Raw genomic sequence first — 20,966 nt, forward strand, 5'->3', positions numbered from 1 at the left:
GATTTACTCTTATTATATGCAAAAATAGACTTACAGTCTACAACTTAATTGACCGTGCGTATAAAATTAAAGAAGGAAAAAACAATCTAAACCATTGTTTCCCGTGTGATGTCGATATCTGCGGTCTATACTTCAGAATAGAACCACATGAGAGGATGAAATAAACACTTGAAAAATGAAGATTTAGGATGGAATTCCTTTTTTGAACAAGCATTCGAACCTTACCGAAACGAAGGATACCAGGTTGGACGGGTGTCCTTGGAACATAAACATATGTATCGTGTTCAGACGGAAGTCGGGGAAGCGCTAGCCGAGGTATCGGGTAAAATGCGGCATCTTGCTTTCCGTCGCGAAGACTATCCAGCTGTAGGCGATTGGGTCGTGCTGACCATAAGAGGAGAAGAACAGCGGGCAACGATCCATGCTGTGTTGCCGCGCAAAAGTAAGTTTTCCCGGAAAGTAGCTGGTCAAGTCACCGAAGAACAAATTGTTGCCTCGAATGTTGATACAGTTTTTTTGTTCACAGCGTTAAATCTAGATTTTAATGTACGCCGTATAGAGCGTTATATGGTGTTAGCATGGGAGAGCGGAGCAAATCCGGTTATTGTTCTAAGTAAAGCAGATTTATGTGAGGATCCGGAAGCGCTGGCCGCTGAGGTCGCGGCTGTTGCGGTGGGTGTGCCCATTCATATTATTAGCTCAGCAGAAAATCGCGGACTGGATGCGCTTGCTGCTTACATTTCTTCTGGCCATACTGTCGCTCTTCTTGGCTCGTCAGGAGTGGGCAAATCAACCTTGGTGAATCGCATCTATGGGAAGGATATTCTGGACACAGGGGATATCCGTTCTGGGGATGACAAAGGGAAGCATACGACGACCCACCGCGAGCTCATTACACTGCCTGGTGGAGGCATATTGATTGATACGCCAGGGATGCGTGAACTCCAGCTGTGGGACGTTTCGGAGGGGCTAAGCACGTCATTTCAAGATATCGAAGAGCTTGCAGAATTGTGCTACTTTCAGGATTGTAAGCATGAGAATGAACCGAAATGCGCTGTGAATCAGGCGTTAGATGAAGGAACTTTGGCTGTTGAACGATTTCATAACTACTTGAAATTACAAAAGGAACTCGCTTATTTGGCGCGCAAAGAAGATAAAGGGCTTCAAGCAGCCGAGAAATCGAAATGGAAAAAGCTGCGCCAGTCCTTAAAAAGTCAGCCTAACCGTTAAATTTTTTCGCAGTTAGATTCCAAGGCGTCGCTTTGCAAGACAAATCCTACCGCTAGCTGCATTGCTAGCCTTATCCTTACTTCCCTATTATTAATAGAATGAAACCCATTCAATCTAGAACCATCTCACCATCAATGAGGTGTTTCTTTTTTTTGCAAATATTCCATTTTAAATTGTAATTTGGATTGGATTTTTTCGTTCTTATCCGATAAAATTAAATGTAGTAGTTTCACGAAAGAGGGGGACAAGCCGAACAATGAGTGATTGTATTTTCTGTAAAATTATTGCGGGGGAACTTCCCTCTAAGAAAGTCTATGAGGACGAACAGATTGTTGCTTTCCATGATATTCAGCCAGCTTCTCCGATTCATGCACTTATTATTCCTAAGAAGCATATCGCTTCACTCGCTGATGCGGGAGAAGAGGATTGGAATGTAATCGGTCAAATTCAGCGTGTGGCTGCGCAAATTGCTAGAGAACTAGACGTGGAAGAATCAGGTTATCGGGTTATAACGAATATTGGAGCAAACGCGGGGCAAATTGTTCACCATCTTCATTATCATCTTATGGCTGGGGCGCGTTTATCGCCATTAGGCGTGCACAATTAAGCTTCCTTTCTCGAAACGAAAGGTTTGCGATTGACACCCTAATTACTATGACCTATAATGAGATTTGATGAACCGTTTTGTCTTAGATGGTCTGTTCGGAGGGAGGGAAAACTGTTGTCAGAAACTCGAGTTCGTAAGAACGAAACTATAGATGCTGCACTTCGTCGCTTTAAGCGTTCCATCGCTAAGGATGGCATTCTTGCAGAAGTTAAAAAACGTAAACATTATGACAAGCCTAGCGTTAAGCGTAAGCTTAAATCTGAGGCTGCTCGTAAGAGAAAGTTCTAGGAGGCAATATGAGCTTAAGCGATCGATTGAACGAAGATATGAAGCAAGCGATGAAGAGTCAGGACAAGTTCAAACTCTCCGTAATTCGAATGGTAAGATCTACCATTAAGAATTCAGAGATTGATCTGAAAAGAGCCTTAGATGACAATGAAGTGCTTGACGTTCTAACTCGTGAAATCAAACAGCGTAAGGATTCCCTCCAAGAATTTACGAAGGCCGGCAGAGATGATTTGGCCGAGAGCCTGAAGGCAGAACTTGTTATTCTAGCTGAGTACATGCCGCAACAGCTTTCTGAGGAAGAAGTGAAAGCCATTGTACAGCAGACCATCCAGCAAATTGGTGCTTCTTCCAAAGCGGATATGGGCAAAGTGATGACGGCATTGATGCCTCAGGTCAAAGGACGCGCTGATGGTAAACTTATCAATCAGTTAGTTCAACAATTATTAGGTTAATAACAAATATGTTAGAAAAGACCGAGTGGGCCAAGTCCTCTCGGTTTTTTGTTGTTCTTTTGGACAAAAACGAAACAGTTTGTGTATTGCAGCGTACATATTAGTGATAAGGAAGATTCAAGGAAAGGAGTGAAAGATGATGTTTGTAGAAAACTTATCTGCCTTTCTGACTCATCCCGTAACAGCGACGGTATTATTAGTGGTTGGGATCATTGGAATTGCATTGGAACTGCTTTTTTTCAGCAGTGGATTGCTCGCTTTAGCGGGGGTAGCTGGCTTCGCACTCTATTTTCTTGGGTTTTATTTAGCTGGTTTTGCTGGTTTCGGTGACATGGCTGTTTTCGGAATCGGGTTACTTCTTCTTATCCTAGAATTGGTCGTTCCGAGTTTTGGGATTCTAAGTGTATTAGGTGCAATATGTCTCTTTGGCGGGGTTCTGATGGCTTCTTCAGATCCCACGCAAGCCGCCATAATGCTAGGTATCGCTTTGATTTTAGCAATCGTTGCAATCTCCTTCGCGATCAAAACCTTTAAGCACCGCGGTATTTGGAACCGTTTCATACTTAAGGAGCAGCTAACAACGAACAAAGGATTTACGTCCAGCCCAGATCGAGCCTATTTGATTGGAATGACGGGAGAAGCGATTACTCCGCTGCGCCCGGCAGGAACGGCAATCATTCACGGTGAGCGTGTGGATGTGGTGACGAATGGCAGCTTTATTCCCAACGGAAGGAATATAATCGTTATGGAAGTAGAAGGAGTTCGCGTTGTAGTACGAGAGTCGGATACGAAGTAAAGCGGAGAGACTTTGAACTACGTTCAAAGATCCCAAAGCGGAGAGACTTTGAGCTACGCGCCCAAAGATCCCAAAGCGGAGAGACTTTGAGCTACGCCCAAAGATCCCTATATTAGGAGGAAAAAAATGAATTTAGAACCAGGATTATATTTGGTGTTGGTTGCGGCCATCATTATTATTGCGCTTTCGGTATTGCTGAGTGTTGTACCTGTCATGCTTTGGATTTCGGCGCTTGCTTCCGGAGTAAGAATTAGCATTATTACTTTAATTGCCATGAGGCTTCGCCGCGTGACACCGAGCAGGATCGTTAATCCGATGATTAAGGCTACTAAAGCGGGTATTGATTTAAGTGTCAATCAGCTTGAAAGCCACTTTCTTGCAGGCGGTAACGTTGACCGGGTTGTCAATGCTTTAATTGCTGCTCACCGAGCGAAGATTCACTTGGAGTTTGAGCGTGCAGCGGCTATTGATCTAGCGGGGCGGGATGTGTTGTTAGCGGTTCAAATGAGTGTAAATCCACGTGTCATTGAGACGCCTAATGTTTCTGCGGTGGCTAAGAACGGTATTGAAGTAAAAGTTATTGCCAGGGTTACGGTACGAGCCAACATTGACCGGCTTGTAGGGGGCGCAGGCGAGGAAACGATCATCGCACGTGTAGGTGAGGGGATTGTTACTACAGTGGGTTCCAGTGACTCTCACAAAGATGTTCTAGAGAATCCGGATTTAATTTCTCGAACAGTTCTGGGTAAAGGATTGGATGCCGGAACGGCTTTTGAAATATTATCGATTGATATTGCGGATGTGGATGTAGGTAAAAATATTGGCGCCCATTTACAAACGGAACAGGCCGAAGCCGATAAGCGAATCGCACAGGCTAAAGCCGAGGAAAGACGTGCGATGGCCGTTGCTGCCGAGCAAGAAATGAAAGCCAGAGTCGTAGAAATGCGTGCGAAGGTTGTCGAATCGGAGTCACAAGTACCGCTTGCGATGGCTGAAGCACTTCGAAATGGTAAACTAGGTGTCATGGACTATATGAATCTTAAAAATATCGACGCTGATACACAAATGCGTTCTTCCCTTGGCAAAATTAATGATGGCAAGAGTGAGAAAGAATAGTAGTTTTGAAGAGGTGATCAGATGGAACAGCTCATTGGAATTTTGTTAAAGAACTGGTATCTGGTTATTGCAGCACTTGCCTTTTTTTATCAAATTCGAAGTAAGAGCCGGCGAACGACTCAGGAAACCAAGGCGAGGCCAGGAATGCCATCCTTTGGTGATACCCCCAATGGCGCTACGCGACCGGTAGCAGCGAAGAAACCCGAGCAGAAGGGGTTTGGTTCGACCTTGCAATCGGGACGCGTGCAAGACGAGTTTGGCCGTTCTAACAAGGCCAAGGCAGTCTCGACTATGCCCAATCAGAAAGCATCTCCATTCGGCTCGCCTACACAGGTTATTCATGAAAACTCGCCTATTTATGCAGATGCGATTTCTACGCAGAGTCCATTTCCAGAACAACCGAGTCAAGATCAGCTCCTGCAAGGAATTTTGTGGGCAGAAATTCTAGGCCCGCCTAGGTCTAAGAAGCCTTATCGCCGATAAAAGTATGTAAGAACGCCCTCTCGATGGATCGAGAGGGCGTTCTTTGTGTTACAGGTTTTTCACATAAAACTGGCTCTCTCCGCATAATTTGGTAGAAAGTCTCTGCGCTTTTTCTGTATTCATGATCATCTAGTTAGAGGGGGTACTCCCAGCTATGCGTCGCTTGACCCGCAAATGGAACCAGTTCACGGCCAAAATCCTTGATCTTCCTCAGGATGTGGTACAGGACTTGCCGCGAATTACGATGATCGGCAACGTACAGCTTTATGTAGAGAATCATCGGGGTGTACTTCATTTTTCAAGTGAAAATTTAAAGCTCGAATTAACGAAAGGAACGCTCGAAGTGTTCGGAAAGCAATTAGTCATTCGAGCTATTCTTTCAGAAGAAGTGTTTATTGAAGGCTTGATCGATCATGTGAAATATGAACCATAGATGAAAGAATGGACTGAGAACAGGAGGCTGAGTCATGAAACAATCCCTTTTCATTTCTCGTTTGCGAGGTTATGTGCGCATCCAAATACGAGGTGAAGGTTGTGAACGATTAATTAATCCCATGATGGAGAAGGGCTTCTCCATATGGGATATTCAAGTGGGAGATGGGGGAAAGCTTGAGCTTTTTATCCTGATCAAAGACTTTTTCAAACTTAGACCGCTCCTGAAACGGACAGGCTGCCGGGTGCATGTTACCGAAAGGCACGGGCTGCCTTTTTTTATGGACAGACTGGGCCGGAGAAAGGTTTTTTTTGCAGGCATGGCTGCTTTCATCATAGGTCTTTACTTATTGACTTCGCTCGTATGGCAAGTTAGTGTGGAAGGGAACGATCGTATCTCTGAGTCAGAAATTTTACAAGCTGCATCCAAACAGGGCATACATACGTTCCAATGGAAGTTTAAGTTGAAGAAAGCGGAAGAATTATCGCGAGAAATTCAAGGCATGCTGCCACATGCGGCTTGGGTTGGTGTCGAAATTCGAGGTACGCATATTACGATCAAGGTTGTTGAGGCAACCATTCCTGACAAGGGACCTCTCATGAATCCTCGGAATTTGGTTGCTGCCAAAAACGCGCTCGTTACCGAGATTTTATCAGATAAAGGCAAACCTATGGTGAAGCCGAATACGTATGTGCGAAAAGGGGACGTGCTGATCTCCGGAACCATTGGCGATGAACAAAATAGCCAAGTAGTCGTTGCAAGTGGTAAAGTAAAGGGCATCGTTTGGTATACCTCCCGAATCGAAACTCCGCTAACGAAAACCTATAGGGTATATTCAGGTGAAGCTATGACTCGCAACTATCTTGTATTTGGGACAAGAGCCCTGCAAGTAAGCGGTTATGGCAAGCAGAAATTCGAACATTTCGAAACGATTCCAGAGCGTAAAACGCTGGCTTGGCGGTCTTTTTCACTTCCCCTCGGTTGGCTGCATGAAAAGGTTTTGGAGGTTCATATTGTAGAGGAACCTATTGATCCAGCGATTGCTAAAAAGACGGGATTAGAGCAGGCCAAAGCTAAATTACTTGGAGCCGAAGGAGCAGATGCTAGAATTGTCGGCGAAAAAATTTTGCATGAAAAAACAGAGAATGGTAAAATTTATATAGACGTGCATTTTGAAGTCGAAGAAAATATCGCCGAAGAACAACCAATTGTGATACGAGGAGAATGAGGCCTGTTGGTAGAATACGCGCAATCTGTGAAAATTACATTAAAAAATCCGGTTGAAGGACTAGCTTTGTTCGGACCGCAAGATAAATTCCTGCATGTCATCGAACGGGAGATTCCTGCACAAATCTATACACGTGAAGCCGAAATAACGATACAAGGGTCTGCTGCGGAAGTGAACTCACTTCAGCAGCTTTTTGAGGTTCTCTTACAGCTTATCCGTAATAATTATACGTTGACAGAGCGGGATGTTTTGTATGCGGTTGAACTTGCGAAGCAGATGAAAACCGACCAATTGCTTGATTTGTTCAAAGGTGAAATTACGACTACACATAAGGGTAAGCCAATACGTGTCAAAACGATCGGGCAACGGAAGTATGTCGAGACGATTAAGAAGAAAGATATCGTCTTCGGTATTGGACCCGCAGGAACTGGTAAAACCTATTTGGCTGTTGTGCTTGCCGTTACGAGGCTTAAGGAAGGTGCCGTCAAAAGGATTGTATTAACACGCCCTGCTGTTGAGGCGGGAGAAAGTCTAGGCTTTTTGCCAGGGGACTTGCAGGAAAAAGTTGACCCCTATTTACGCCCATTGTATGATGCTCTTAATGATGTCCTTGGACCTGAGCAGGTAGCCAAGTCATTAGAACGAGGACTTATTGAGATTGCTCCTCTGGCTTATATGCGCGGGAGAACACTAGATGATTCTTTTATCATTCTGGATGAGGCGCAAAATACAACGCCTGAACAAATGAAAATGTTTCTGACAAGACTTGGTTTCGGTTCCAAAATGGTGATTACCGGGGACGTTACGCAAATTGATTTGCCCCGTGGCAAATCGTCCGGTCTCGTGGAAGCAAACCGCATTCTCAGCGGTATCGAGGAACTTGGCTTTATTTATTTTGATGAGCAGGATGTGGTTCGACATTCACTTGTTCAGAAAATCATTGTTGCGTACAATGCTGAAAATGATAAGTAACTGAGCAAGGTTGTTAGGTAGAGAGGAATGACCTTCCGTGAAGAAAAATGAAGTGCAAATGAGAGGCAAATTTCATTACCAGTCTGAACGGATGGAAATACAGTGCAGGTATACGGGTACTGTTGTTTCTCTTGCTGGCTTTAATTTTTTATATGTCCCTTTACGTCAAGCTTGTGCCTCAAGTTTATGATATTGTGTTAGGAACGACGAGTGAAAAAACCATTTATGCACCTAGACAAATCGAAAACGCAGTTGCTACTGAACAAGCGAAAGAAGATGCGGCTAAGCGCGTCCAACCCGTTTATCGCATTGTAAATCTCAAAAATGATACGCTTATTGATGTTATTTATGATAAATTATTGCAAATCAATGCGGATGAAGAAGTGAAATTTGATGACAAAGTCAGCATTTACCGCCGTGTTATTCCGCAGCTAATCAGCGATACGCAAAATCAATCTATTAAATCACTTCGTATCAGCGGTCAATATAACGATTTATTACTTGAACAAATCCAACAGGGGCTTGCCGAACAGAATTACCCGCTGCCGGAGGAAACTTATTTTAAGCTTCCAAGGTTGACCAAGGATGATTTAGCAGCCATGCGTCCTGTAACGAAAGACATCGTTAACAAATTGATGAATGATCAAATCTTGGATGCGCAGACGGCCCGAGCTAAAGTCGCTGAGCTGGTGAATACATCGAACCTGACGAAGAATACTTCCCGTGAAATGCTTACCGAAATCGCGAGAGCCCTCATAACGCCGAATAAATTTTTTGATCAAAAGGGTACCGAGGATGCCAAAGGACAAGCTAGAGAGAGCGTGAAACCGGTATACATCAATAAGAATGATGTGCTCGTTAAAGTCGGGGATGTCATAACGGAAGAGATATACGCTAGGCTGGATAAACTAGAACTTTTGAAGGACAAAGCGAATTACTTGCCGCAATTTGGGCTCTGTATTCTTTCGGCTCTCTTGTCTTTCGCAATTTATATGTTTGTCCGACAAAGCACTTTGCCGATCAAGTACAATAATTCTCAGCTCGTGATGCTCATTCTTATATTTCTTATCAATGTTATTGGAATGAAATTGATCTCTCTCGTTCAAAATCTAGATTATCCTTATATTGGTTATCTGGCTCCGACCGCGTTAGGAAGTATCCTGATTGCCATTTTACTGGATGCTCCGCTAGCGTTCATTGCATCGGTCTTATTCTCCTTAATGGCTAGTATTATCTTTAACACGGAGCATGTGCTGCTTTTTGACTACCGTTTCGGATTAGTTAGCTTGGCTATTTGTTTTAGTGCAGTGTTTACGATTCAAAGGGCAAGCCAACGGGCTACCATTCTAAAAGCAGGTCTCATGATTGCCTTTTTCTCCATGTTGACGATTACATCGATGCTGTTGATGGAAGATCATTTTCAAAAGAAAGAGGCCCTTCTGTCGCTTTCTTTCGCGGCTGCAGGCGGATTATTGACGGTTGTGTTCGTTATTGGGCTGCTGCCTTTTTTCGAAGTAGCCTTCGGTATTCTTTCACCGCTCAAATTGGTTGAGCTCTCTAATCCGAATCATCCGTTGCTGCGCAAGCTGCTTACGGAGACGCCAGGGACCTATCATCATAGTGTCATGGTGGGCAATTTGTCGGAAGCTGCTGCTGAATCCATCGGAGCCGACGGGCTGCTGTGCCGAGTTGGTTCATATTATCACGATATTGGCAAGACCAAGCGCCCAAGCTACTTTATTGAAAATCAAACGAATATTGAGAATCCGCATGATCGAATTGATCCCAATTTAAGTAAGTCCATCATCATAGCGCACCCTCGTGATGGTGTTGAAATGCTTAAGGATTATAAAATGCCTAAGCCGTTGCGTGACATTGCCGAGCAGCATCACGGAACGACGCTTTTGCACTATTTCTATCATAAAGCAGTAAAACAAGCCAAGGATGAGGGCAGTGAGAAAGAAATCCGCGAAGAGGATTTTCGCTATCCAGGACCCAAAGCCCAATCCAAAGAAGCCGCCATTGTGGGTATAGCAGATAGTGTCGAGGCTGCTGTTCGATCACTTCGTAATCCGACGCTGGAACAAATCGATTCGATGGTGCACAAAATTATTAAGTCCCGATTGGACGACGGCCAATTTAATGAGTGTGATCTTACGCTCAAAGAGCTCGATAAGATTGCCAAAACATTAAACGAAACCTTGCTAGGAATCTTCCACTCCAGGATAGAATATCCAAATGAGCTAGCTCCAAAGAAGTCAGGGGCTTAATGAATCTATGATCAATTAAAGGAGGGCACTGTATGGCAAGTATGGATTTAACGTTAGAGTGGAGCAGTGAGCAGGAAATGAAAGAAATCACGCCTGCTTTTATAGAAAAGCTTGAAGAGCTGCTGCGTTTAGCAGGCGAGCTTGAAGGCGTTACGGAGGGGGAAGTTGCCCTTACATTTGTAGACGATGAAGCGATTCAAGAGCTTAATAAACAGTACCGTGACTTAGATAAACCAACCGATGTTCTTTCGTTTGCAATGAGTGAGTTCGGAGATGATGAAATTCAAATCAACTACGAGGATAATGGTGATGGCGACCTAGAAGATCTTCAAGACGGTGAGACGGTGTCTGAAGGGTTTATTGAGCCATTAGGCGATATTATTATTTCGGTTCCACGTGCGATCGCTCAGGCCGAAGATTATGGACATTCCGTTGAGCGAGAGCTCGGATTTCTATTCGTTCATGGGTTTCTTCACTTGATCGGCTATGATCACCAAAGTGAAGCGGAAGAAAAGATTATGTTTGCTAAGCAGGAGGACATTTTGCAGAAGGCAGGTTTGACCCGCTAATGTCGGACGGCTTCCGTAAATGGCGCAGGAGCTTCCGGTATGCCTATGAAGGAATCAAATATGCTTTAGATACGCAGCGCAATATGAAATTCCATTTTTGCGTTGCTTTTCTTGTTTTGTTGGCAGCGCTTTTTATCCATCTGCCCAAAACGGACATTTTATTTATTCTGCTGGCAGTAACGCTAATGATTGTTACTGAACTCATCAATACGGCTGTGGAGAAAACAGTGGATTTGGCTATGCCAGATCGCCATCCGTTAGCCAAAATTGCGAAGGACGTCGCCGCGGCGTCCGTATTGGTGTCTGCAGGTTTTGCAGTGATTGTAGGCATGATAGTATTCTATGAGCCGATTGATCACTTACTGCGAAATTCCAGAATGCAGGATAATCCCGTATCCGCGGGAACGATATGGGTCCTTATTGCCCTTGTTGTTTTGACGGTTATCGTGATTGAAACGCGTTTCTCGGATAAAGGGAAATTGGTACGCCCTAGTTTATTGACGGCAATTGCCTTTGCGATTTCTACTGTCATTACGATTTTCGTCTCGCAAACAATAGTTGCACTGCTTGCATATACGCTCTCTGCCCTTATTTTTATTATGCTGTATGACAAAAGAAAGCGACCATTTCCAGCACTAATTCTTGGAGCGCTTATTGGCATCATGGTCACAATCCTCGCTTTTTCCTGCCTTAACATGCTATAACGTTAATATAAAATGAAAGTAGGTTGATGATTATGAATCAACAAGAACTCATTCAACACGCGAAAGAAGCGATGAAAAGAGCATATACGCCTTATTCGAATTTTCAAGTTGGTGCGGCGCTTCTGGACGCGAACGGTCAAGTGCATTATGGCTGTAATGTAGAAAATGCCGCATATGGACCGACCAACTGCGCTGAGCGAACAGCATTGTTCCGTGCAATCGCGGATGGTCATAAGGCAGGTTCCTTTCAAGCAATAGCGGTTATGGGGGACACGGAAGGCCCAATCTCCCCATGTGGTGTATGCCGCCAGGTATTGGTAGAACTATGTCAACCGGATATGCCCGTTTATCTTGGCAATATGAAAGGTGATTTTGCAGAAACGACTGTGTCTGCCTTATTGCCGGGTGCTTTCACAACGAAAGATTTGCATGCAAATGGAGGATAACTAGAAGTGGCTAAAAAAGAATTTAAATCAGGCTTTGTCGCTATCATTGGACGTCCGAACGTAGGGAAATCAACACTGATGAACCAAATTATCGGACAAAAAATTGCTATCATGTCAGATAAGCCTCAGACAACAAGAAACAAAATCCATGGGGTTTATACATCCAATAACGGCCAAATTGTTTTCCTGGATACGCCAGGAATTCATAAACCGACTTCCAAACTAGGCGATTATATGAGTAAAGTGGCGCATGGGACGCTTGGGGAAGTGGATGCGGTCCTGTTTTTGGTGGATGTTGCCGAGGGGATTGGCGGCGGTGACCGCTATATTATCGAGCAGCTAAAGCATGTTGAAACGCCCGTCATTCTGGTGTTAAACAAAATAGACCTTGTTCAGCCTGAAGCGCTGCTGGCGATTATTACAAATTACAAAGATTTGTATAACTTTGCTGAAATTGTGCCGGTTTCTGCTCTTAAAGGTAACAATGTCACAACACTGCTGGAACAAATTGTTCGCTACTTGCCAGAAGGTCCGCAGTACTACCCAGCCGACCAAATTACGGATCACCCGGAACAATTCGTATGTGCTGAACTCGTGCGGGAGAAAATTTTGCACTTGACGCGAGAAGAAATTCCGCATTCCATTGCCGTCCAGATTGAAGACATGCGTGTCGAGCCCAATGGTGTAGTCCATATTTCAGCCGTCATATTCGTGGAGCGAGATTCGCAAAAAGGTATTGTCATTGGCAAACAAGGAAGTTTACTGAAAGAAATCGGCAGACAGGCTCGCCGTGATATCGAGACGCTGCTTGGTTCCAAAACTTTCTTGGAGCTGTGGGTTAAAGTGAAGAAAGACTGGAGAAATCAAGACAGAGTTCTGCGTGATCTTGGCTTCCGACACGACTAACAGATTTTTCCCTAACAGTTCCAGTTTTTTTATCGCATAGAGAAGCTTCCTCTGAGCATCCTAAGAACATCACGTTCAATGGGGAGGATGCTGAACATGAAAGATTTTTCGTGGACGTATTTTTCAAAGACCGGTGATGTAGATGCCTATCTGCTGTACAAACAAGTTTCCGGAGAACCGGGTATGGACACGGATGTACAGGAAGAGGATCAAAGTAACGAAGAGCCGCTCGAAGGTCTGAATATGTAAATTCATATTCATTAGCTCGTATGTTCAGAGCGGCATTCATGGGGGAAGTCATTTGCTGCGCAGCGTACAGGGGATTGTACTCCGTAGTATGGACTATGGAGAGGGGAACAAGATTATTAGTTTATTCACCCCCGAGTTGGGTAAGGTTGGTGTCATGGCTCGGGGCGCTAAGAAAGTGAAAAGTCGACATGCCGCCGTTACGCAGCTTTTTACGTACGGCGATTTTGTTTTTTTCAAACAAAGAGGTCAGATGGGGTCTCTGAATAGTGCTGAGATTATCGAAGCCCATCATGCTTTGCGGGAAGATTTACATATGTCTGCGCATGCTTCCTATTTGGTGGAGATGACAGACCGAATGCTTGGTGACGAAGAAGGCAGCTCTTATATATTTGAGCAGCTGAAAGCTGGTTTAATGGCGATTCAAGAGGGCAAGGACATGCAGATCGTCGTTCACCTCTATGAAATGAAGATGTTTGATCTTGCCGGTTATCTTCCAGTGACAAATGCTTGTGTCTCCTGTGGAGAAACGTCGGGGATTACGACCTTTAGCCCTGCAATGGGCGGGACTTTATGTGCTCGCTGTCGATACAAAGACGCTGCGGCTATTCCTATCGGTGAAGGAGCGCTTAAGCTTCTGAAAATTTTTCCTCGCATGGATATGCGCAGACTTGGTGCTGTACAAGTAAAGGAAGAGACAAAGGCGCAGCTAAAGACCTGTATGCGAGCATATATGGATATCCATGTTGGTGTTCAGTGGAAATCCAGAGGCTTTATTGAGCAAATGGAAAAATACAATATATAGTGCTAATGTCTAATTTGACATGTGATTTCGGCTTTGATATGATGTGGTGGAAATCACCTCGCCCTTGTGCTGTCCGCATATCGGTGAGGTTTTTCTCATGCTTTTCGTTCTGTTCTCGTCTACTTTACATACTAATGTCTAATGTAGGGCCTCGTCCCTGCTGAAAGGGGCTAAGGGAAATGGACCACCCACTACCTACTCGCGTATATGTTGTTTCGGATTCTGTTGGGGAAACGGGAGAATCTGTCGTACGCGCCGCTGCAATGCAGTTTCATCCTGTACCGGTTGAAATTATGAGAGCTCCATTTATTCACGATTTTGAAGGAATAGATAAAGTCATCAATGCGATTAGAATGCACGGCGGAATTGTCGTGTTTACTTTGGTTATTCCTGAATTGCGTGATGATCTGATTGCCAAGGCGAAGCAATACGATATCCCGCATATCGACTTGCTTGGACCTGTTGTTGCTACCTTAGGGCAAGCATTACGTCAAGAACCGCGCAGGCAACCGGGAATGATTCATCCCCTAGATGAGGATTATTTCAAAAAAGTTGAAGCCGTTGAATTCGCAGTCAAATATGATGACGGTCGAGATTTTAGCGGTATACAAAAAGCAGACATCATTTTATTGGGCGTCTCTCGTACGTCCAAAACACCCTTATCTATGTACTTGGCGCACAAAAGATTTAAAGTCGCTAATGTCCCATTGGTACCTGAAATGCAGCCGCCTGCAGCTATTTACACGGTTCCGAAGGATAAGATCATTGGACTACGGATCGACCCTGATAAATTGAACGTCATTCGCCAAGAACGGCTGCGGACACTAGGGCTTGCAGAAAATGCAACCTACGCCAATGTAGAACGTATTAAAATAGAACTGGCTTTCGCTGACAAAATTATGAGCAAAATCGGTTGTGTTATCTTTGATGTTTCCAACCGTGCCGTTGAGGAAACAGCAAGTTTAATCATGGACCATATCGAAAGAGTGCAGTAAGGTTTTATGTTATTCCTTGCAGGATTTTTTACAAGTCCATCGTATATAATAGTACGGTGAGATTTCGTCTAGAGAGCAGGGCTGAAGTGTATGCGAGCGAGAAGTATTATCGTTGATGCCGATGCTTGTCCGGTAAAATCCGAAATTGAGCAAGCAGGTAGGCAGTTTGGTGTACAAGTTGTGCTAGTTGCTTCTTTCGATCATCGGATGAAGGAGAATCCTGGCGTCAAGGTCGTTCAAGTGGACCGTTCCGATCAGTCTGTCGATTTATATATTGCCAATCAGATTCAGCAAGGTGATATTTTGGTGACACAGGATTTTGGACTCGCCGCCTTAGGATTGGCTAAGGGATCTATTTGCCTAACGAATCGAGGGCAGGAATATACCGATAGTTCGATTGATTTCCTATTGGATCGTCGCCACGTATCGGCGAAAATGCGCAGAAGCGGAAAGCATTCTAAGGGACCAAAACCTTTTACGGAAACAGATCGTCAAAATTTTCTACATGGTTTGACAAAACTTTTGAAAAATTTGCAGGAAATCGAAAACAAGTAGCGAATAGTAATTAGTCGGAAAAGCGACCTGAATTGTAGGTGGATTAAAAATGAGGTACGGACGCATACCTGAAGAGGTCATTGAGGCTGTACTTAAGCGCCATGACATTGTTGATGTCATAGGTAGGCACGTACATTTGAGCAAGCAAGGGCATTATATGAAGGGGCTATGCCCATTCCATTCTGAGAAAAGTCCTTCATTCACTGTCACGCCAGAAAAACAAATTTATCGTTGTTTTGGTTGTAATGTGGGCGGGAATTTGATTCGATTCGTAATGGAAATCGAAGGACTTAGTTTCTCCGAGGCCGTTAGCAAGCTGGCTGAAGAAGCCGATATCCCCATCACATGGGAAGAAGCAACTGAGGAGCAAACTGAGCAGCAGCAAGAGAAAACAACCTTGTTAAAAGCTTATGATTTTACTGCAAAATTGTATCATTATATTCTTGGCAATACGGAACAAGGCAAAGTGGCTAAAGGATATTTGGCCTCAAGAGGAATATCGGATAAGTTGATCGATACCTTCCAAATTGGTTATGCGCCAGCCATGTGGGATACACTCGTTCAACAGCTGGATAAGCGAGAGTTCGACTTAGCCCTAATGGAGAAGGGCGGCTTAATCTCTGCCAAACACGAAGGTAACGGCTATGTGGATAAATTCCGGGAACGCATCATGTTCCCTATTTGCGACTCTACTGGCAAAGTTATTGCATTCGGAGGCAGATCGATGGGCGATGCACAGCCCAAATATTTAAATAGTCCGGAATCTATTCTTTTTAATAAAAGTCGGACGATGTACAACCTGCATCTAGCTAGACCCAATATGCGTAAGCTTCAACAAGCCGTTCTCTTTGAAGGTTATGTGGACGTCATTAAAGCATGGGAAGCGGGAATTAGTAATGGTGTTGCCACGATGGGGACAGCATTAACGAAGGAACATGCCGCACTGCTGAATCGCAACGCCGACCAAATCGTTGTTTGTTACGATGGGGATAACGCGGGACAATCAGCAGCTTTCAAAAGCATCCCTATTCTGGAAGAGACAGGAAGCCGAGTCACGGTAGCCATGCTGCCAGATGGCAAAGATCCAGATGATTATGTTAGAAATTATGGTTTTGACCGATTCGTACGGGAGATTATTGAGCCAGCCGTACCATCGATGAAATATAAGTTATTGTACATTCGTAAAAATTTTAAGTTGCATGAGGACGGTGACAGACTTCGTTATCTGCAATCCGCTGTGAAATTAATCAGTCAGCTTCAATCTCCGATGGAACGTGAACATTATTTGAAACAGTTGGCTTCTGAATTCCCGGAATCTTCGTATGAAGCGATGAAGTTAGACCTTCACGAAATCTTGCTGCAATCGGAAAAAAACCGACCAGAGGGGGATAATAAACCAATTCTGTGGAATAATGTTATGAATAATGGGAGAACAGCGGAACGAACACTCAAAAAATCACCTTCGCTTTTACCCGCTTATCATAATGCAGAACGGTTAATATTAGCGGTAATGATGCATGACCGTGAGGTCTGCTCACAAGTGGAAGCACAATTAGGTGATCAATTCAATGTTGAAGCTCACGCAGTCTTAGCTGCTTATTTATATGCTTACTACGCTCAGAATGCTGAGCCGGATGCAAGCCGATACATTGCCATGCTGCAAGACGAACAGCTGGAGAGCTTGGCTAGTTCCATTGTTATGATGGGTGCTGGTCATGGAATGAACGAACAAGTGATTGACGACTATATTCGCCAAATTCGCAAAGTTCCAATGCAAGAAGAAGTTGAACGTAAGAAAGAAGAAAGAGTTCGCGCTGAACGCGCGGGCGATCATCTAAGAGCTGCACAAATTGCTACTGAAATTATTGCCCTAGAAAAACGATTGAAGTCAACTTAGAATTACTGCAATGACTAGGGAGGAGGGAGTCCGTACCATGGCGAATGATCAGCGTACAGAACTAGAGACAGAATTGACCCTGGACCAGGTGAAAGACCAGCTTATTGAGCAGGGGAAAAAGCGGTCCTCACTAACTTACAAGGATATTATGGAGAAATTAGCTCCCTTTGATCAAGATCCTGAACAAATCGATGAGTTTTTCGAACAGCTTTCGGAGCAAGGGATCGACGTAGGGAACGAATCCGATGAGGATTCCATGAATCCAGAAGAAAATGAGCGCGATGAATTTAACTTCGATGATGATCTGGCCTTACCGCCAGGGATTAAGATTAATGATCCAGTTCGGATGTATTTGAAGGAAATTGGTCGAGTACCGCTTCTTTCCGCGGAAGATGAAGTAGGGTTAGCCAAACGGATTGAAAATGGGGACGAAGAAGCGAAGAGACGTTTAGCGGAAGCTAACCTTAGACTCGTCGTCAGTATCGCCAAAAGATATGTAGGTCGAGGCATGCTGTTCCTAGATTTGATCCAAGAAGGAAATATGGGGCTTATTAAAGCTGTTGAAAAGTTTGATCATACCAAAGGATATAAGTTTAGTACGTATGCAACTTGGTGGATTCGTCAAGCGATTACTCGTGCCATTGCTGACCAAGCGAGAACGATTCGTATTCCGGTACATATGGTCGAGACGATTAATAAACTGATCCGTGTTTCCCGTCAATTGCTGCAAGAATTGGGGCGTGAACCTACGCCGGAAGAGATTGCCAAAGAGATGGATTTGAGCACAGATAAAGTTCGTGAAATCATGAAGATTGCACAAGAGCCTGTGTCGTTGGAAACACCGATTGGTGAAGAGGACGATTCCCACTTGGGAGATTTCATTGAGGATCAAGAAGCGTTGGCTCCAGCTGATGCTGCCGCGTATGAGCTTCTGAAGGAACAGCTTGAGGACGTTCTAGATACGTTGACGGAAAGAGAAGAGAATGTACTTCGCTTGCGTTTTGGCTTGGATGATGGACGTACACGTACGCTTGAAGAAGTAGGCAAAGTATTCGGTGTTACACGTGAACGGATTCGTCAGATCGAAGCTAAAGCTTTGCGGAAGCTGAGACACCCTAGCCGTAGCAAACGATTAAAGGATTTCTTGGAATAAAGACGCTGTGAGAGGGCCCTGCCATATTCGGCGGGGTCTTTTTTTATTGTAAAACTACTACTAAAGCCTGAGCATGAAATCACCGATAAAGAAGCTAGGAAGGTGAGCGAATTAATGGATGCAGAGAAACGAAAATTAATTGTAAGGGAAATCCATCATTGGCGCAGAAGCAAATTGCTTCCAGAGCATTATTGCGATTTTCTAATGAATTTGTATGTGGATGAATCAACACCTAAACCTGCTTCATTAATGGGGGTATCCGCATCCTCGGTAGCAAACAGTAATTGGAAAATATGGTTGGTCATTATGGCGGTGATTGCCGCTTTGGCCTTATCTGCTCTTAATTTTAACTCTTTTGGATTGCCAATGCAAATTGGAATTTCCACGCTTTTTGTCATCATTTGTTATGCTTTTGCATACAGGCAGAACCAGAAGGCACCCGTTGTTTCTTATTTGCTTTGCGGTGTTTCTTCGATTGCTTTGCTTTTTCTTGGTTTGTATTTATTAGATTTCTATGATGTGAGTTCTGCTAATGCTTATATTGGTTATTTAGCTTTTTGTAGCAGTGTCTGGTTGTTTAATGGATTAGTAGGCCGTATGGCCATTTTCCAGATATGCGGTTGGTTAGGGATAGTTGGTACGTATGGGTGGCTATTGCTGCACAAGCTGAACAGTCCTGGATGGTTCTCACTTGAAATTAGTTGGATTCCGGTTAGTATTGTACTTATATGGATGGCTTGGCTTGCGCATCATACGAATAAGCAGGCAGCTAGTGTGCTTCTGTTAGTTGGGATTATCGTTTGGTTTGCACCTGAAGCGATGACGTTTCTAACAGATGTAAATATGAGCGCTCGTCTTATTCAAATATCGTTTACAGGCAAATTAGTTTCAGCAGGCGTAGCATTATTTTTGCTGCGTAAAAAATGGGTAGAGTGGGTAATGTAACATATGGTGAAATTATCGAAAAGATTGCAAATGATTGCAGATCGAGTTCCTTTAGGATCAAAAGTAGCGGACATCGGTTCCGATCATGCCCTATTGCCAACGTATTTGGCACAACAGGGTATTATTTTGTTTGCTGTGGCTGGCGAGGTGAATCCAGGGCCATTTGAAGCAGCAACACGGCAAGTTCTTGAAAGCGGATTGTCGAAGAAAATTAGTGTTCGTTCCGGAGATGGACTCGCTGTTATCGAGGCAGGAGAAGTGAACGTCATTACGATCGCCGGAATGGGCGGAAGTTTGATGGCGAGTATTTTGGAAGCTGGAAAGCATAAGCTCCAAGGCGTTTCTCATCTCATTTTGCAGCCTAATGTTGGTGAAGATCATGTGCGACGTTGGTTGTTGGAGCAGGGCTGGAAGCTGGAATCCGAAACGATTCTAGAAGAAGACGGAAAGATTTATGAGATATTGACAGCTATAGCAGTACCTGATGAGGAAAAACGGACATTGGAGGCTCTTTACAATGAACGTCAACTGCCAGGTGAGGTCAGGGTTTCGAAGGAACGCTTGCTCCAAATGGGGCCATACTTCATCAGCGAGGCTCCCGAAGTATGGTTCACCAAGTGGGAAAGCGAACTGAAAAAGCTTGCCATGATTAAAGGGCAGCTCCAGCTATCTTCCGCTGAAGCCTCTGCGGCGAAGGCGGAGCAGGTCAGTCAAGAAATGAAGGAAATAAAGGAGGTACTCGCTTGTTTGCAAAAGGTCAAACCGTAATCCAGCTGTTTGAGCAGCTGGCGCCGAAGCATTATGCGATGCCTGATGATAAAATTGGTTTACAGCTAGGGTCTTTGCAGAAGGAAATCCAGAAAGTCCTTGTTGCTTTGGATGTCACCGATGAAGTAGTTGAAGAAGCGATTCAGCAAGGTGCTAATCTTATTATTGCTCATCATGCGATTATTTTCAGACCGCTCGCTCATTTGCAAACAGATACACCTGCTGGTCGTTTATATGAAAAATTAATCAAGCACGACATCGCTGTCTATATCGCTCATACGAATTTGGATGTGGCGGAGGGCGGCGTGAATGATATGATGGCTGATAAGCTCGGTTTAACTGAGCTTACTCATCTAGAGGATGTGCACACGGAGAAGCTGCAGAAGCTGGTTGTTTTCGTCCCTGAGACGCATCACCAGGCTGTGCTGGATGCCCTATTCACCGCGGGAGCGGGGGGAATCGGGCAGTACAGCCACTGCAGCTTCAACATCCCCGGAACGGGGACGTTTCTACCGCAGGAAGGGACGCACCCGTTTATCGGGGAAGCAGGCAAGTTTGAACGCGTACAGGAAGTACGCGTTGAGACTATCGTAACCGCTAGCGTTCAGCGCAAGGCGGTTCAGGCTCTATTGAAGGCCCACCCCTACGAGGAGGTGGCCTATGACCTCTACCCGATGGACCTCAAGGGTAGAGTGTTCGGTCTAGGCCGCGTGGGCAAGCTGCCCGCGGCTGCGACGCTTCGCGAGCTGACGGAGCTCGCGAAGCAGGTGTTCGACGTGCCGGCGGTGCGCGTCGTCGGCGATTTGGAACGGCCCATCCGCAAGGTGGCCGTTCTGGGGGGGTCTGGCGGCCGCTACATGCGGCACGCCTTGTTTGCCGGCGCCGATGTGCTGGTCACCGGCGACATCGACTACCACACCGCGCACGATGCGCTCGCGGCGGGGTTGACATTGATCGACGTTGGCCATAACGTCGAGAAGATCATGAAGCGCGGCGTGGCGGATTATCTCACCGCGCAGTTGGTTAAGACGGATACGCAGGTGCTGGCATCCGAGGTGAATACCGAACCATTCCAGTTCCTGTAGGGATGGGTGATTTATTA

24 protein-coding genes are annotated in these 20,966 nt (G+C 44.8%); all 24 read left to right on the forward strand.

The features are described 5' to 3' along the window. Nucleotides 1–168 precede the first annotated feature (168 nt). The 24 genes from rsgA (at nucleotide 169) to ACBP55_RS15885 (ending at nucleotide 20,949) form a co-directional block, all read left to right on the forward strand. Nucleotides 169–1,230 (forward strand): ribosome small subunit-dependent GTPase A, encoded by a 1,062-nt coding sequence (gene rsgA / locus ACBP55_RS15770; RefSeq protein ID WP_464652727.1) that lies wholly within the window; start codon nucleotides 169–171, stop codon nucleotides 1,228–1,230. A gap of 256 nt (nucleotides 1,231–1,486) precedes the next feature. After that, a complete protein-coding gene (locus ACBP55_RS15775) occupies nucleotides 1,487–1,837 on the forward strand; it encodes a histidine triad nucleotide-binding protein (protein ID WP_464652728.1) in 351 nt (116 codons plus the stop codon). Between the two features lie 114 nt (nucleotides 1,838–1,951). Further along, the gene (gene rpsU / locus ACBP55_RS15780) at nucleotides 1,952–2,125 is read left to right on the forward strand and encodes a 30S ribosomal protein S21 (protein ID WP_029195880.1); all 174 of its coding nucleotides are present in this window, start codon (nucleotides 1,952–1,954) and stop codon (nucleotides 2,123–2,125) included. Nucleotides 2,126–2,133: 8 nt separating this feature from the next. Then, the gene (locus ACBP55_RS15785) at nucleotides 2,134–2,577 is read left to right on the forward strand and encodes a GatB/YqeY domain-containing protein (RefSeq protein ID WP_029195881.1); all 444 of its coding nucleotides are present in this window, start codon (nucleotides 2,134–2,136) and stop codon (nucleotides 2,575–2,577) included. A gap of 136 nt (nucleotides 2,578–2,713) precedes the next feature. After that, nucleotides 2,714–3,373, forward strand: coding sequence for an NfeD family protein (locus ACBP55_RS15790; RefSeq protein WP_464652729.1), 660 nt, complete (start codon nucleotides 2,714–2,716; stop codon nucleotides 3,371–3,373). A 126-nt stretch (nucleotides 3,374–3,499) separates the two neighbouring features. Next, entirely contained in the window at nucleotides 3,500–4,489 is a 990-nt protein-coding gene (gene floA / locus ACBP55_RS15795) for a flotillin-like protein FloA (protein WP_036633322.1), read from the forward strand. Nucleotides 4,490–4,510: 21 nt separating this feature from the next. Further along, nucleotides 4,511–4,972: a hypothetical protein gene (locus ACBP55_RS15800; protein WP_464652730.1), complete on the forward strand. Its 462-nt coding sequence runs from the start codon at nucleotides 4,511–4,513 to the stop codon at nucleotides 4,970–4,972. A 154-nt stretch (nucleotides 4,973–5,126) separates the two neighbouring features. After that, nucleotides 5,127–5,405, forward strand: coding sequence for a sporulation protein YqfC (gene yqfC / locus ACBP55_RS15805; protein ID WP_029195884.1), 279 nt, complete (start codon nucleotides 5,127–5,129; stop codon nucleotides 5,403–5,405). A 34-nt stretch (nucleotides 5,406–5,439) separates the two neighbouring features. Then, the gene (gene yqfD, locus ACBP55_RS15810) at nucleotides 5,440–6,633 is read left to right on the forward strand and encodes a sporulation protein YqfD (protein ID WP_464652731.1); all 1,194 of its coding nucleotides are present in this window, start codon (nucleotides 5,440–5,442) and stop codon (nucleotides 6,631–6,633) included. A gap of 6 nt (nucleotides 6,634–6,639) precedes the next feature. Next, nucleotides 6,640–7,605 (forward strand): PhoH family protein, encoded by a 966-nt coding sequence (locus ACBP55_RS15815; RefSeq protein ID WP_029195886.1) that lies wholly within the window; start codon nucleotides 6,640–6,642, stop codon nucleotides 7,603–7,605. 131 nt (nucleotides 7,606–7,736) lie between these two features. Further along, nucleotides 7,737–9,875 (forward strand): HD family phosphohydrolase, encoded by a 2,139-nt coding sequence (locus ACBP55_RS15820; protein WP_464652732.1) that lies wholly within the window; start codon nucleotides 7,737–7,739, stop codon nucleotides 9,873–9,875. A 41-nt stretch (nucleotides 9,876–9,916) separates the two neighbouring features. After that, a complete protein-coding gene (gene ybeY, locus ACBP55_RS15825; RefSeq protein ID WP_464653327.1) occupies nucleotides 9,917–10,444 on the forward strand; it encodes an rRNA maturation RNase YbeY in 528 nt (175 codons plus the stop codon). Then, entirely contained in the window at nucleotides 10,444–11,148 is a 705-nt protein-coding gene (locus ACBP55_RS15830; protein WP_464652733.1) for a diacylglycerol kinase, read from the forward strand. The genes ybeY and ACBP55_RS15830 overlap by 1 nt, the downstream gene beginning before the upstream one ends. A 32-nt stretch (nucleotides 11,149–11,180) precedes the next feature. Then, the gene (gene cdd / locus ACBP55_RS15835) at nucleotides 11,181–11,594 is read left to right on the forward strand and encodes a cytidine deaminase (RefSeq protein ID WP_464652734.1); all 414 of its coding nucleotides are present in this window, start codon (nucleotides 11,181–11,183) and stop codon (nucleotides 11,592–11,594) included. A 6-nt stretch (nucleotides 11,595–11,600) separates the two neighbouring features. Next, the gene (gene era, locus ACBP55_RS15840) at nucleotides 11,601–12,500 is read left to right on the forward strand and encodes a GTPase Era (RefSeq protein ID WP_057303091.1); all 900 of its coding nucleotides are present in this window, start codon (nucleotides 11,601–11,603) and stop codon (nucleotides 12,498–12,500) included. A gap of 96 nt (nucleotides 12,501–12,596) precedes the next feature. Beyond that, the gene (locus tag ACBP55_RS15845) at nucleotides 12,597–12,749 is read left to right on the forward strand and encodes a YqzL family protein (protein ID WP_082562144.1); all 153 of its coding nucleotides are present in this window, start codon (nucleotides 12,597–12,599) and stop codon (nucleotides 12,747–12,749) included. Nucleotides 12,750–12,801: 52 nt separating this feature from the next. Next, nucleotides 12,802–13,551 carry a DNA repair protein RecO gene (recO, locus tag ACBP55_RS15850; protein WP_464652735.1) on the forward strand — a complete coding sequence of 250 codons (750 nt, stop codon included), beginning with the start codon at nucleotides 12,802–12,804 and terminating at the stop codon, nucleotides 13,549–13,551. Between the two features lie 179 nt (nucleotides 13,552–13,730). Then, the gene (locus ACBP55_RS15855; protein ID WP_464652736.1) at nucleotides 13,731–14,546 is read left to right on the forward strand and encodes a pyruvate, water dikinase regulatory protein; all 816 of its coding nucleotides are present in this window, start codon (nucleotides 13,731–13,733) and stop codon (nucleotides 14,544–14,546) included. Between the two features lie 90 nt (nucleotides 14,547–14,636). Beyond that, complete coding sequence (locus tag ACBP55_RS15860) at nucleotides 14,637–15,101, forward strand: YaiI/YqxD family protein (RefSeq protein WP_464652737.1); 465 nt, start codon at nucleotides 14,637–14,639, stop codon at nucleotides 15,099–15,101. 49 nt (nucleotides 15,102–15,150) lie between these two features. Continuing rightward, nucleotides 15,151–16,998, forward strand: a complete 1,848-nt coding sequence (gene dnaG / locus ACBP55_RS15865) for a DNA primase (RefSeq protein WP_464652738.1) — start codon at nucleotides 15,151–15,153, stop codon at nucleotides 16,996–16,998. A 37-nt stretch (nucleotides 16,999–17,035) separates the two neighbouring features. Continuing rightward, a complete protein-coding gene (gene rpoD, locus ACBP55_RS15870; protein ID WP_028558036.1) occupies nucleotides 17,036–18,151 on the forward strand; it encodes an RNA polymerase sigma factor RpoD in 1,116 nt (371 codons plus the stop codon). Between the two features lie 114 nt (nucleotides 18,152–18,265). Next, entirely contained in the window at nucleotides 18,266–19,096 is an 831-nt protein-coding gene (locus ACBP55_RS15875) for a hypothetical protein (RefSeq protein ID WP_464652739.1), read from the forward strand. A gap of 3 nt (nucleotides 19,097–19,099) precedes the next feature. After that, a complete protein-coding gene (locus tag ACBP55_RS15880; protein ID WP_464652740.1) occupies nucleotides 19,100–19,864 on the forward strand; it encodes a tRNA (adenine(22)-N(1))-methyltransferase in 765 nt (254 codons plus the stop codon). Continuing rightward, nucleotides 19,840–20,949 carry a Nif3-like dinuclear metal center hexameric protein gene (locus ACBP55_RS15885; protein WP_464652741.1) on the forward strand — a complete coding sequence of 370 codons (1,110 nt, stop codon included), beginning with the start codon at nucleotides 19,840–19,842 and terminating at the stop codon, nucleotides 20,947–20,949. Before ACBP55_RS15880 ends, ACBP55_RS15885 begins: the two co-directional genes overlap by 25 nt. Nucleotides 20,950–20,966: the final 17 nt, after the last annotated feature.

It is taken from the genome of Paenibacillus sp. WG02 (genome assembly GCF_055396115.1).

Excerpts from the sequence above, each read along its gene's own strand:
- ybeY (WP_464653327.1), top strand. The coding sequence starts at position 9,917 with ATGGATTTAACGTTAGAGTGGAGCAGTGAGCAGGAAATGAAAGAAATC.
- dnaG (WP_464652738.1), top strand. The coding sequence starts at position 15,151 with ATGAGGTACGGACGCATACCTGAAGAGGTCATTGAGGCTGTACTTAAG.
- ACBP55_RS15775 (WP_464652728.1), top strand. The coding sequence starts at position 1,487 with ATGAGTGATTGTATTTTCTGTAAAATTATTGCGGGGGAACTTCCCTCT.
- ACBP55_RS15860 (WP_464652737.1), top strand. The coding sequence starts at position 14,637 with ATGCGAGCGAGAAGTATTATCGTTGATGCCGATGCTTGTCCGGTAAAA.
- yqfD (WP_464652731.1), top strand. The coding sequence starts at position 5,440 with ATGAAACAATCCCTTTTCATTTCTCGTTTGCGAGGTTATGTGCGCATC.
- ACBP55_RS15800 (WP_464652730.1), top strand. The coding sequence starts at position 4,511 with ATGGAACAGCTCATTGGAATTTTGTTAAAGAACTGGTATCTGGTTATT.
- floA (WP_036633322.1), top strand. The coding sequence starts at position 3,500 with ATGAATTTAGAACCAGGATTATATTTGGTGTTGGTTGCGGCCATCATT.
- yqfC (WP_029195884.1), top strand. The coding sequence starts at position 5,127 with ATGCGTCGCTTGACCCGCAAATGGAACCAGTTCACGGCCAAAATCCTT.
- ACBP55_RS15830 (WP_464652733.1), top strand. The coding sequence starts at position 10,444 with ATGTCGGACGGCTTCCGTAAATGGCGCAGGAGCTTCCGGTATGCCTAT.
- ACBP55_RS15855 (WP_464652736.1), top strand. The coding sequence starts at position 13,731 with ATGGACCACCCACTACCTACTCGCGTATATGTTGTTTCGGATTCTGTT.
- cdd (WP_464652734.1), top strand. The coding sequence starts at position 11,181 with ATGAATCAACAAGAACTCATTCAACACGCGAAAGAAGCGATGAAAAGA.
- ACBP55_RS15790 (WP_464652729.1), top strand. The coding sequence starts at position 2,714 with ATGATGTTTGTAGAAAACTTATCTGCCTTTCTGACTCATCCCGTAACA.
- ACBP55_RS15880 (WP_464652740.1), top strand. The coding sequence starts at position 19,100 with ATGGTGAAATTATCGAAAAGATTGCAAATGATTGCAGATCGAGTTCCT.
- ACBP55_RS15875 (WP_464652739.1), top strand. The coding sequence starts at position 18,266 with ATGGATGCAGAGAAACGAAAATTAATTGTAAGGGAAATCCATCATTGG.
- ACBP55_RS15785 (WP_029195881.1), top strand. The coding sequence starts at position 2,134 with ATGAGCTTAAGCGATCGATTGAACGAAGATATGAAGCAAGCGATGAAG.
- ACBP55_RS15845 (WP_082562144.1), top strand. The coding sequence starts at position 12,597 with ATGAAAGATTTTTCGTGGACGTATTTTTCAAAGACCGGTGATGTAGAT.
- rpoD (WP_028558036.1), top strand. The coding sequence starts at position 17,036 with ATGGCGAATGATCAGCGTACAGAACTAGAGACAGAATTGACCCTGGAC.